The organism is Halomonas sp. BC04 (genome assembly GCF_000568385.1).
In genome coordinates this window covers 1-11,607 of the sequence record NZ_AZQX01000335.1, presented here as the reverse complement: position 1 = coordinate 11,607, position 11,607 = coordinate 1, and the positions used below count along the sequence as shown (strand labels likewise).

Genomic DNA, 11,607 nt, shown 5'->3' with positions numbered 1-11,607 from the left:
TCCAGGTGATGGCGGAGCCGGTCTCGACCTGGGTCCAACTGATGCGCGAGCGATCGCCGCGGCAGTCGCCGCGCTTGGTGACGAAGTTGTAGATGCCGCCCTTGCCGTCCTCGTCGCCCGGGTACCAGTTCTGCACCGTGGAGTACTTGATATAGGCATCCTCGAGCGCCACCAGCTCGACCACGGCGGCGTGAAGCTGGTTCTCGTCACGCTGAGGCGCGGTACAGCCTTCCAGGTAGGAGACCTGGGCCCGACTCTCGCAGATGATCAGGGTGCGCTCGAACTGGCCGGTATTGGCGGCGTTGATCCGGAAATAGGTGGAGAGCTCCATCGGGCAGGTCACCCCTTCCGGGACGAAGACGAAGGAGCCGTCGGTGAACACCGCCGAGTTGAGCGCGGCAAAATAGTTGTCGGCCACCGGCACTACCGTGCCAGGTACTGCTTGATCAGTTCCGGGTAGTCGCGGATCGCCTCCGAGATGGAGCAGAAGATCACGCCCGCCTCGCCCAACTTCTCCTTGAAGGTGGTGGTCACCGACACGGAATCGAATACCGCGTCCACCGCAACACCGGCCAGCGCCGCTCGCTCGTGGAGCGGTATCCCAAGCTTCTCATAGGTCTCGAGCAGCTTGGGATCGACCTCGTCCAGGCTCTGGGGGCGGTCTTCCGGACGCTTGGGCGCACTGAAGTAGGAGATCGACTGGTAGTCGATGGCCGGATAATCCAGGTGTGCCCAGGAAGGTGGCGTCATCTTCAGCCATTGATGATAGGCCTTCAGCCGCCACTCCAGCATCCACTCCGGCTCCCCCTTCTTCTGGGAAATGAAGGCGATGGTGCCCTCATCGAGTCCCGGCGGGATGGTGTCGCTCTCGATATCCGTGACGAAGCCTTCCTTGTATTCGCGACGGACAAGCTGTTCCATTTCCTGACTTGCCATGATGTTTCCCCTCCCGGGCGGTTGGGTCGGCGAGCAGCGAGCCGCTCGGGTAATGTGTTAGGTGGCTTGCGCGTCTCAGGCCGTGTCGGCGGCCAGACTGATACTCTGTATGGGCAGTTGTACCGGCAGCTTGATCGGCGAGGTGTCTGCCAGGTGTGCCAGCGTCACGCTGTCGAGCAGCGTGCGGACGGCCAGCGACACCCGCTGCCAGTTGTCGGACACACCGCAAGTGGCGAGCAGGTCGCAGTCGCCGTCCACATGGCTGCACTCGGTCATCGCCACCGGCCCCTCGATGGCGGTGATGATGTCACGCGCCGTGATGCGAGATGCCGGCCGCGCCAGCGAATAGCCGCCCTGGGCGCCACGCCGCGATTCCAGCAGCCCGGCCCGCACCAGCATCTTCAATGTCTTGCTCACGGTCGGGTGGGGCAGCTGCACCGCTTCGGCGAGTTCCGCCGCCGCATGGGGCTGCTCCGGGTGACGAGCGATCTGTGCCATCACCACTGCGGCATAGTCGGTCAGCCGGGAAAGCTTGAGCATGCCTGACTCCTCAGGTTTCGCCGCCAAGCCCTGCACGAGCTTCGCATTCGATTGGGGACCATTTTAGTCCTATATGGAATCGATGTGAAGTCCCCCTGTCCGTCAGGGACCGGTAAACCGCACGATAGCGGCATGATCGGCGCCAATCGCACGAGTAATGCCAATCATTCTTATTAAGTGGCGAATCAGCGGCGTCATCCCTCCGAGCCCATCAGCGGATGGCAACGTACCAAGCTGTCGCGGTGCATCCCCCGCCGCCTGCTAGACTGAACAACGACACAACAACGTCGAAGCGAGCCGCTCAAGGGAGACTCCGATGAAACCTTTTGGAACTGTCACGCACGCGACCCCAGGGGTGGCAAGCCTTGGTGGCAGCATGCTGGTAGTCCTGGCCTTGTCCCTGCCGGTCCAGGCGGGGGAGGACCAGATCGTCATCGCCACGGCCAGTGCAACCGGGGTCTACCACATTACCGGCCAAGCGTTCTGTCGGCTGATCGATGTCCCTTGCCATGCCCGACCCTCCGAAGGCTCGGTAGCCAATCTGCATAACGTGCGAAATGGTGATGTCCCCATTGCCCTGGCCCAGTCGGATCAGCAGTACTATGCCGTGGAGGGACAAGAAGGTTTCGCCGACGTCGGACCGGACGATTCGCTGCGCGCCCTGTTTTCGGTGCACAGCGAACCCTTCACCCTGGTGGTGCGACGGGAGGCCGGCATTCTGGGCTTCGACGACCTGGAGCAGCGCGCGGTGAACATCGGCAACCCCGGCTCCGGGCAGCGGGCCACCATGCTGCAGCTGATGGCCGCCAGGGGCTGGACACTGGACAACTTTGCCCTGGTCAATGAGCTGCCCGCCGATCAGCAATCGCTGGAGCTGTGTCATGGCAATATCGATGCCATGGTCTACACCGTGGGGCATCCGGACCTGAGCATTCGCCAGGCTGTGGATCTCTGCAATGCCGCCCTGGTAGGCGTCGAGGGGGATTTCGTCGAGGCCCTGGTGGACGAGGCGCCCTACTACAGCCTGGCCGAAATCCCCGCCGGACTCTACTACGACGACCAGCCGGAAGTGCAAACCTTTGGCGTCCGCGCTACCGTCGTGGCCAGCGAAGCCACCGATGCGGATCAGGTCTACACCCTGGTCGCTGCGGTATTCGACAATTTCGAGCGCTTTACCGACTTTCATCCGGCCTACTCGGTACTCAAGCCCGAGCGAATGCTCAAGGACGGGCTCTCGGCGCCGCTGCACGAGGGGGCCCTGCGCTACTACCGCGAGCAAGGTTGGATCGAGGATGCCAATCATGAAGCGAATGACGCAATAGAGGAAACCGCAACGGATTAGCACGCCGCAACGGTCATGCCTTCTTGACCAACGCTGACGCCGTTTCATCGACCCGAGGCCGTCCATATCACCGGCTACCCGGTCAATCCACCGTACGTTGAATCAGTCCGCTGGCACAGACAACACCCAGTACCACCATTGCCATTCCCAAGGCGGAGAGTGGGTCGAGGCTCTCGTTCCAAATCAACCAAGCCAGCAGCGTGGCACAGACCGGGGTGAGTGAGCCGATGGCCGCCGTGGCTTCCGCCCCCAGTTGGCGAATGGCATAGCCATAGAGAAAGCTCGAGCCCAACCCCACGGCAACACCCTGCACGACGAGCTGTGCCCACCATTCACTGGCCGGCAGGCCATGCAGCGACAGCGGCGACCCCGCCAGTAACCAGTACAGCACCACAAGCGCACCGTTGGCACCGTCACCACGGCAGCGGCCTCCAGTGGGCTCAGTCCACTCTGTCGCACCGACACCGTGAACACCGCCCACAGCAGGCTGCAGACCAGGAACAGTAGCTGCCCTTCGCCCAGGATGGCGGTGTCTCCCATCCCGGCAGCGATCAGGCAGACAACGCCCACCAACACCGCTGCCAGCCCCACTCGTCGCCAGCGGGAGAATGGCTGGCGAAACAGCGTGACCGCCAGCAGTGTCACGAACAGCGGCGCCGTGCCCGGGATCAGGGTGCTACCCTGCGCCACCGGTGCCCACCCCATACCGATGGCACCCAGCAGAAAGAACGGCAGCCCTGCCCCCAGGACCATACCCAGCAACCATACCGGCGACACCATGCGTATCATCGACCAGCGGCGCAAAAGCAACGGCAGCAGCAACAGACCCGGCACCGCGTAGCGAAACAGGGTCATATCCAACCGGGAAATCGGTGACAACGCCCCCTGACGCAGGGACAGGAAATAGAAGGACCAGATCAGCACCATCCCCAGTGCTGCGCCATACCCCATCAACCGATGAGCCCCGCTGGATATCAGGGGTTGGACGACGATCAGGGAGTGAATTCGCGTGGTCATGGACACTTGGCTCAAGGAATCGAAAAGAAGCCGTCAGTGTGCGCCAATAGCACTGGCAAATATGGGCAATATTACCCAGAATCAAAGAGACTATTAGCCGTCCCAGCCAAGAAAAAACGAAAAGTTACATTGACGAGGCATGGACATGCGAACCTTGAAACTCGACCGCATCGACCGCCTGCTGCTGGAAGCACTGCAGCAAGACGCCCGCCTGACCACCGCGGAGCTGGCGGAGCGTGTCAACCTCTCGCCCTCTCCCTGTGCCAGACGCATCCGAAGACTCGAGCAGGACAACCTGATCACACGCTATCGTGCCGAGCTCGACAAGGAGCGACTGGGCCTGGACCTCACCATCTTCGTTCAAGTTCGCCTCAGCCAACATCAGGACTCGCTGGTCGAACAATTCGAAGCCGCAGTCAGCGAGATGCCGGAGGTCATCAACTGCCATACCATTTCCGGGGCCTTCGATTACCTGCTTCAGGTGGTCACCGCCGACCTGAGCGGCTACGAGCGGTGGGTACGACGACTACAGAAACTGCCCATGGTCAACAGTGTGGACAGCAGCTTCGCCATACGCGCCGTCAAGGAGAACGGACCGCTGCCACTGCCACCGGCTGATATGTGAGGAACTCGAAAGGAGTCAATGATGTCGATCGGCTGCGTTACCGTCTTCGGCGGCACCGGCTTCCTCGGCAGTCACGTGGTTCGTGAACTGGCGGACGCCGGTCGCACGGTCCGCATCGCCGCCCGGCGCCCCTCCCTGCCCGACTGGGCAGAACCCGGCGACCCGCTGGAACTGGCCAGTGTCGACATTCGCAGCAAGGCCGATATGGCCAAGGCACTGGAGGGTGCCGAGAGTGTGGTGAATGCGGTAAGTCTCTATGTAGAAAGCCGCAACGTGCGCTTCCAGACCATTCACGTGGAGGCCGCCGGGCAATTGGCCCGCCTTTCCCGCGAGGCGGGTATTCAGCGACTGATACAGCTATCGGGTATCGGGGCCGATCCGGCGTCTCGCTCCGCCTATGTCAGTGCCCGGGGCCGTGGTGAGACGGCCGTGATTTCAGCACTACCCAAGGCAATCATCCTGCGCCCCAGCGTCATGTTCGGGCCCGATGACGCCTTCCTGTCGACACTGGCAGGCCTGACGCGCCTACCGGTCATCCCGCTGTTCGGAAAGGGAAACACGCGCCTGCAGCCGGTTCATGTGGTGGACGTGTCTCGCGCCATCGGCCGGCTGCTTGGCAATGACCCGCCCGAGCGACGCCTCTTCGAGCTCGGCGGCCCCGACATCATCCGCTACCGGGAGGTGATCGAGCTGGTCATGCGTGAGCTGTCCCGGGAGCGCCCCTTGCTGCCGGTTCCCTTCCCGCTGTGGCAGTTGCTGGCGCTATTGGTCGCGCCCCTGCCCAACCCCCCGCTGACCCGTGACCAGGTTGCCCTGATGGCCCATGACAATATCGCCAGCGATGCGGTCGGCACCTTCGATGACCTGAACATCCTGCCACGCTCGCTGCGGGACAGCCTGCCGCTATGCCTGAGGCCGTGAGGCCGGGAAACCCGCCCGCTGGCCGATCAACCGTCGTCGTCGGCCTCGGAATAGAAGTCCAGGTCTTCCAACCGGCCCAGCACGGCCGTGGCGATGTTGGCCAGGTGTGCGGCCACACGCTTGTAGTGTCGGGCCAGAAGTGAGTAAGCCACCGCTTCGTGAAACTCGATCTGGCGCTCGTCGAGAAACAGCTCCTCGATCAGGCGGTCACTGCGCTGGCGCACTTCCACGGCCTTGGACAGTGCCTGGCGGGCCTGGTTTTCGTCGGAGTCCCGCGTTGCCTTGATCACCTTGTCGAACATATCGCCCATCTCGAGCGCCATGTTGTCGAGAGGCTCCTGATACTTGGGCACGTGAAAACCTTCGCTGTAGAAATGGCCTACCTCGAAGACGTTCTTGCAATAGTCACCGATGCGTTCGGCATCCTTGGCCACACTCATCAAGGCCAGGCAGATGGCGACATCATGGCCAGGGTTGACGGTCAGGTGACGCAGTACCTTGCGGCGAATCGAACGCTCCAGTTCATTGATCGCCTGGTCACGGTCGTAGAGCGGTTGGCGCACTTCATCGGCCGATGCCTTGCTGTGCAGGACCTCGTTGGCGCGGTCGAACATCCAGGCACCATGCTTGAGCATCTGGGTCAGGTCCTCGAAGGCCTGATCAAGCGTGTTTTCCGAGGTCAGGGCGCTGTATAGCTGTCGAAACATGGCTGAAATCTCCTGAGTCGCCGCGCTCAGCGCAGGCTCGTGAACAGTTCGATGGCGCCGATTCCCAGCAGCGGTATCACCAGGAATACGCCGATCAGGAAGACGAAGGCGTAGCGGGTCTGTCGGGCCGCCAGCCGGCCATACCAGGTGGCGATCCGCAGCGGGATATAGCGCAGCGGATACCAGACAGCGGTGCCGGTCAGATTGAAAATGACATGGAACAGGGCAACCGTCATCGCCGCGGCCACGGGATTCGCCGTGGCCGCCAGGACACTGGTGACCGTGGTTCCCAGGTTGGCCCCCATCATGAAGGGCAGCACACGACGCAGGCGAACGACCCCGGCCCCGGCCAGGGGCACCATCAGGCTGCTGGTGATGGTGCTGGACTGGACCAGGACAGTGGAGACCAGGCCGACGCCATAGGCACGCACATCGCTGCGAAAGAAATAGGTACGAAACAGGCCGTCCATGTGGCGCAGCAGGGCTCCGCGCAGGTTCTGAACCATGAAGATCAGGGCAGCGAACATCAGCAGCATGCCGAGGCCGGCCACCACCAGCCCCTGGGCAGCCGAGGTCGAGGTCAACAACGAAGCGAACCCGTTCGCCGCATCGACCACCGGCGAGGTAATCACCTTGATCGGGCTGTCGGGCCTCGCCACCTCCTCCAGGCCCACCAGATCGGCCAGCCACCCCGCCAGCCGGGTAAAGATACCCCTTCCGGCCTCATGGAACAGGCCACTGATGAACTCCAGGGGAAAGACGATGGCCACGGTAAGGATGTTGAAGAAGTCATGCATCAAGGCGGCCGTGAACGAACGCCGGAAATTGCGCTTGATACGCACATTGGCCAGCGCCACGATCACCCCGGTGACCGCTGTCCCGATGTTGGCCCCCATGATGGCGAACACCGCCGTGCCCAGAGTCATCTCGCCGCTGGCCACCAGAGTCACGATCAGCGCAGAAGTGAAGGACGAGCTCTGCACGATCATGGTGACCAGCACCCCGGCCAGCAGGGCGATGAAGGGGTTTTCACCGTAGGCGAAGAGCTGCGTCAGAAAATCGCTGGCCCTGCCGAACGTTCCCAGCCCTGAGCCGAGTACGTTGAGTGCCGCCAGGAAGAAGTAGAGACAGAGACCGGCGTAGATGCCGCGCAGCCAGGCCGGCACCTCACGGATTTGCTCGCGGGTGAGGGCCGCTCGGTTCGTGTCGGGCGAAGAGAATTCTGGTTTCGACATGAAAAGGCCGTTGTGAGTTTACACGTTCAGGATGACGGTCAGGTGACACCCACGTTACTGTCCGCGCAAGGTAACCGGGAGATGTGACAGTTTCATGACAGCGGGCTTACGCCTGGCCGGCATGGTCTGATCCACCGGCCCGATGCGCTATTCCCCGATATCTTCGTTCCAGAGTTCGGGCGATGCCTCGATGAAATCGGACATCATGTCGATGCAGTCCTGAGACTGCAGGACCTCGACATCGACACCCCGGGAGCGCAGCAACGCTTCTTCCCCCAGGAAGGTCCGGTTTTCGCCAACGACCACCCGGGGAATGCCGTAGAGCAGAATGGCTCCACTACACATCGGACAGGGCGAAAGCGTCGTATAGAGCACGCTATCCCGATACACAGAGGCAGGCTGGCGTCCCGCGTTTTCCAGAGCGTCCATCTCGCCGTGCAGCACCGTGCTGCCTGACTGTACACGTCGGTTATGGCCCCTTCCCAGGATGCGCCCGCGATAGACCAGTACCGAGCCGATGGGGATGCCCCCTTCCGCCAGACCCCGGCGGGCTTCGTCCAGGGCAGCTTGCATATACTTGTCCATGGAAGGCTGACTCCAGGTCCATGAGATGGGAAAACGCCGATCACGGCGTGACCATAGCAAAACCACGGCGACTCTGCGCGGTGCCCGGTCGAAGAAGCGGAGAAAGCAGCAACCGGCCACCCTCACTCGAACGACACAATGACCCAGGGAGACCCCACGATGTCCTACCAGACAAACACAGCCCGAATCCTGGTGTTCGCCGGAAGCACCCGGGAAGCGTCCTTCAACAAGCGATTGGCCCGCCTGGCTGCCCGACGCCTGGAGGCGCTGGGCAGCCAGGCCACCTTCATCGACCTGCAGGACTATCCGATGCCGCTCTACGAAGGCGACCTGGAAACCGAACATGGCCTGCCGGAAAATGCCTTGGCCCTGCGCAAGCTGCTGGCCGGGCATCGAGGCCTGCTGATCGCCTCCCCCGAGTACAACGGCTTCATCACTCCGTTGATGAAGAACACCATCGACTGGATCAGCCGCCCCCACCAAGGTGAGAGCGGCCTCAAGCTGTTCGCAGGCAGGGTTGCCGCGCTGCTCTCGGCATCACCCGGTGGGCTCGGCGGCATGCGCAGCCTGGCGCTGATGCGCCAGCTCCTGAACAACGTTGGCGTGACGGTGCTGCCGGACCAGCTCGCCGTGGCCAAGGCAGGTGACGCCTTCGACGACAACGGTGGCCTGTGCGACGAGGGCCATCAGAAGAAACTGGACGCCATTTGCCAACGGCTCGTCAAGACAACGAGGCTGTTCGACCGGGAATGATCGAGCCCGAGCATAGCCCTTGCAAGAGCCCTGGCAAGGGCTTGCCAGGGCAGCAACGCCTACTCCCAGCGCCAGCCGTGGCGCTGCCACCATGCCAGCGCTATTTCGCGGTTCTGGCGGTTGGTATTTTCGGTCAGCACCGTACCCAACTGGATGTAGTCGCCGCCGGTTTCCGCCATGAGCGCAGGATCCTGGGTGGCCAGTTGCAGCGCATAGAGCACCAGCATCAGCTCATAAGCATCGGTAGTGTCGATCAGGCCGAACAACAGCGGCACCGCCGGCTCACCGATCTGTCCCAGTCGCTCCGCGGCGATATACCAGACCCGCGGGTGCTCGTCGCCTCCATAGGTGTCAATGAAGCGCCGATCCGCCAACCGGCTGACGTAGTAATGCGCCTCATCCAGCTCCGTGGCGAACAGGGCTGGCAGCCAATAGCGGTCTTCTCGTGCCGTCCCGTTCACGTTCAGCGGAGGTTCGGCTTGAGTGGAAGGCTGCGGCACCTCGGCTTGCGACGGCGCCGGCTCACTCGCCGTGGGCGGCTCGGAATGCCCGGCACAGCCAGCGACCAACAGCGTGGTCAGCAAGCCCAGGCCAGCGATAAGCATGCGTAGCGCCATAATCCCTCTCTCCTTCCTTGATCGCTATCTCTTTGCCGAAACCGTTCAAGCCAAAGCCTCAAACCAATTCCCTCAAACCGAAGCTCCGGGAGCTGGCGCCCGCCCCACCCTGCAACCTTCTGTGCCTGCGGAAACAGGGGACGAATTCAGCCGGATTCTATCGCGCCCGCGGCAAGTCGCACAGCGTCCTCGAGCCCTCGTCGTCATCCACAACTGTCACACAAGGTTCATCAAACCCTCAGTTATTGTCACCGAAGTGTCATCCCTCCTCCCTATAGTCGCAGCCATCGGTCACCGAAAATCCGATCGAGCCCAATCGCTGCCAACGCAGCGCTGAAAACACGGAGAGAAACATGAAACTGAAGGTTCTGGCTGCTGCCATCATCGGTGCTTCGCTGGTCACTCCCGCTGCCATGGCAGAGCGTGTCGATCCCAACCTGCCGGTGTATGAGTCCGTCAGCGGTATCTCCGGCAACATGACCAGCATCGGGTCCGATACGCTGAACAACCTGATGACCCTGTGGGCCGAGGAGTTCGCCGGCTTCTACCCTAACATCAACATCCAGATCCAGGGTGCCGGCTCAAGCACGGCCCCCACCGCGCTGACCGAAGGGACCGCCCAGTTCGGCCCGATGAGCCGTGAGATGCGCACCTCCGAGATCCAGTCCTTCGAGGATCGCTTCGGCTATCCGCCGACCATGGTGCCGGTGGCCATCGATGCCCTGGCCATCTACGTCAATCAGGACAACCCGCTGGAAAGCATCACCTTGCCGCAGGTGGATGCGATTTTCTCCGACACCCGCCGCTGTGGCTATCCGGAAGACATCACCCGCTGGGGCCAGCTGGGCCTGGACGGCAGCTGGGAAAACCGTGACTTCACCCTCTACAGCCGCAACGCCGTCTCCGGCACTTACGGCTTCTTCGCCGAGAACGCCCTGTGCGGCGGCGACTTCAAGGATTCCATCAACGAGCAGCCGGGTTCTGCCTCCGTGGTACAGGGGGTGAGCGAGTCCATCAACGGCATCGGCTACTCCGGCATCGGCTATATCACCTCCCAGGTACGCGCCGTACCGGTTTCGCGCGACGAAGGCGAAGAAGCGTATACCGTGGAAGACGAGAACTATCCGCTGGCCCGCTTCCTGTTCGTCTACGTGAACAAGCACCCCAACGAGGACCTGGCCCCGCAACAGGCCGAGTTCCTGCGCATGGTGCTCTCCCAGCAGGGTCAGGAAGTGACCGCCCGCGACGGCTACATCCCGCTGCCCGAAACCGTGGCCAGCCGCGTGCGCAGCGAACTGGGCATTGACTAACACATTGAATGAAAAGGTAGTGACAGGGGCGCTCCAGCGCCCCTTCTTTATTATTGGTCGCTGTCACATAGCTGTCATGGACCCTGATTACCCTCTGCGTATCTTTCCACCTGTCGGGATTGCCCATCCATCATGAATGACATGTCCCAACTCTCTTCATCCGGGCAAGGCAGATCGTTGTTGCCCAGCCCTGAACAACGTGAGCGTCTGAGACGCAAGCGCGCATTCAGGGATAACGCATCCCGCTATGGCATCGGTGCTGCCGGCATCGGGGTCGTGATCGCGCTGGGGATGATCTTCGTCTACCTGTTCTCCGAGGTCATGCCGCTCTTCAAGTCGGCCCAGGTCTCCACCCAGCAGACCTACGCCATTCCCGGGGTGGCAAGCGACGAGCGGCTCGAGCACCTCACCATCGACCGCCACGACACCCTGGGGGCGAGCTTCACCGACACGGGGCGTATCACCTTCTTCGACCTTGAGGGGGGCGACCTGCGCGCGTCTTTCGATATGTCTCGGCCAGAGGGCGCCACCCGCTCGGCCTTCGCCACTGCTTTTGCCACCACGCGGGCCTTTGCCTACGGCTACGACAACGGCGTCATCAGCTCGGGCAGGTGGAGTACGCGATTACCTACCCGGATAACCTGCGCCATATCGAACCCGAGCTGACTTTCCCCCTTGGCGAGGCCCCCCTGACCCTGGACGAAGCAGGGCGTGCCATCCAGGTGCTGGCGCTCCAGCTCAGCGACCGGGGTATCTACGCGGCAGCCGAACTCGATGACGGCACCCTGATGGTGACTTCCTTCGACCGCCGGGAGAACATCATGACCGGCGCGGTGACCGTGGAGCAGACCACGGCCGAGCTTCCCGGCTTCGATGGCCATGCTCGTCAGATCCTGATCGACAACCGCTTCCGCCACCTCTACGTCTCCGACGATGCCGGCTATATCCACCACTACGACATCGGCAACTTGCGCAGCCCCCAATACCGTGGAGCGGTGCAGGTCACCGACAGCGGCCAT

General features: G+C 62.3%; 12 protein-coding genes and 3 pseudogenes. 7 read left to right on the top strand and 8 right to left on the bottom strand.

Annotated elements, in window-relative coordinates; all coding sequences use genetic code 11:
• Positions 1–936: pseudogene (sufB, locus tag Q427_RS22580) on the bottom strand (Fe-S cluster assembly protein SufB); the annotation flags it as partial.
• Between the two features lie 75 nt (positions 937–1,011).
• Positions 1,012–1,476, bottom strand: coding sequence for an SUF system Fe-S cluster assembly regulator (locus tag Q427_RS22575; protein WP_043517453.1), 465 nt, complete (start codon positions 1,474–1,476; stop codon positions 1,012–1,014).
• Positions 1,477–1,852: 376 nt separating this feature from the next.
• On the opposite strand from Q427_RS22575, the gene Q427_RS22570 reads away from it, so the two are divergent.
• Positions 1,853–2,818, top strand: coding sequence for a TAXI family TRAP transporter solute-binding subunit (locus tag Q427_RS22570; protein ID WP_051496614.1), 966 nt, complete (start codon positions 1,853–1,855; stop codon positions 2,816–2,818).
• 82 nt (positions 2,819–2,900) lie between these two features.
• Here the strand turns inward: Q427_RS22570 and Q427_RS37110 are convergent, their stop codons facing one another.
• On the bottom strand, positions 2,901–3,209 hold the full coding sequence (locus tag Q427_RS37110; RefSeq protein WP_442905552.1) for an EamA family transporter: 309 nt from the start codon (positions 3,207–3,209) through the stop codon (positions 2,901–2,903).
• 452 nt (positions 3,210–3,661) lie between these two features.
• Positions 3,662–3,769 (bottom strand): annotated as a pseudogene (locus tag Q427_RS37105) (hypothetical protein); the annotation flags it as partial.
• Between the two features lie 211 nt (positions 3,770–3,980).
• Between Q427_RS37105 and Q427_RS22560 the strand changes: the two are divergent.
• Together Q427_RS22560 and Q427_RS22555 are read left to right on the top strand one after the other, a co-directional pair.
• Positions 3,981–4,460, top strand: a complete 480-nt coding sequence (locus tag Q427_RS22560) for an Lrp/AsnC family transcriptional regulator (RefSeq protein ID WP_043517456.1) — start codon at positions 3,981–3,983, stop codon at positions 4,458–4,460.
• A gap of 21 nt (positions 4,461–4,481) precedes the next feature.
• The gene (locus Q427_RS22555) at positions 4,482–5,381 is read left to right on the top strand and encodes a complex I NDUFA9 subunit family protein (RefSeq protein WP_043517451.1); all 900 of its coding nucleotides are present in this window, start codon (positions 4,482–4,484) and stop codon (positions 5,379–5,381) included.
• A 26-nt stretch (positions 5,382–5,407) separates the two neighbouring features.
• Here Q427_RS22555 and Q427_RS22550 read toward each other — a convergent pair whose 3' ends face one another.
• From Q427_RS22550 to Q427_RS22540, 3 genes are all read right to left on the bottom strand, one after another.
• Positions 5,408–6,088 carry a phosphate signaling complex PhoU family protein gene (locus Q427_RS22550; RefSeq protein ID WP_043517449.1) on the bottom strand — a complete coding sequence of 227 codons (681 nt, stop codon included), beginning with the start codon at positions 6,086–6,088 and terminating at the stop codon, positions 5,408–5,410.
• A 26-nt stretch (positions 6,089–6,114) separates the two neighbouring features.
• Positions 6,115–7,323 carry a Na/Pi symporter gene (locus Q427_RS22545; protein WP_051496613.1) on the bottom strand — a complete coding sequence of 403 codons (1,209 nt, stop codon included), beginning with the start codon at positions 7,321–7,323 and terminating at the stop codon, positions 6,115–6,117.
• 147 nt (positions 7,324–7,470) lie between these two features.
• Positions 7,471–7,908 carry a nucleoside deaminase gene (locus Q427_RS22540; RefSeq protein WP_043517446.1) on the bottom strand — a complete coding sequence of 146 codons (438 nt, stop codon included), beginning with the start codon at positions 7,906–7,908 and terminating at the stop codon, positions 7,471–7,473.
• 159 nt (positions 7,909–8,067) lie between these two features.
• Between Q427_RS22540 and Q427_RS22535 the strand changes: the two genes are divergently transcribed.
• Positions 8,068–8,661, top strand: coding sequence for an NADPH-dependent FMN reductase (locus Q427_RS22535; RefSeq protein ID WP_043517445.1), 594 nt, complete (start codon positions 8,068–8,070; stop codon positions 8,659–8,661).
• 59 nt (positions 8,662–8,720) lie between these two features.
• On the opposite strand, the gene Q427_RS22530 is transcribed toward Q427_RS22535, so the two are convergent.
• A complete protein-coding gene (locus Q427_RS22530; protein ID WP_051496612.1) occupies positions 8,721–9,278 on the bottom strand; it encodes a hypothetical protein in 558 nt (185 codons plus the stop codon).
• 353 nt (positions 9,279–9,631) lie between these two features.
• Between Q427_RS22530 and Q427_RS22525 the strand changes: the two genes are divergently transcribed.
• The 3 genes and pseudogenes from Q427_RS22525 to Q427_RS29320 all read left to right on the top strand — a co-directional run.
• Positions 9,632–10,588, top strand: a complete 957-nt coding sequence (locus Q427_RS22525; RefSeq protein ID WP_043517444.1) for a PstS family phosphate ABC transporter substrate-binding protein — start codon at positions 9,632–9,634, stop codon at positions 10,586–10,588.
• 132 nt (positions 10,589–10,720) lie between these two features.
• Positions 10,721–11,254 carry a hypothetical protein gene (locus Q427_RS29325; RefSeq protein ID WP_155833667.1) on the top strand — a complete coding sequence of 178 codons (534 nt, stop codon included), beginning with the start codon at positions 10,721–10,723 and terminating at the stop codon, positions 11,252–11,254.
• Positions 11,200–11,607, top strand: a pseudogene (locus Q427_RS29320) (phosphate ABC transporter permease); the annotation flags it as partial. The gene Q427_RS29325 and the pseudogene Q427_RS29320, both read left to right, overlap by 55 nt.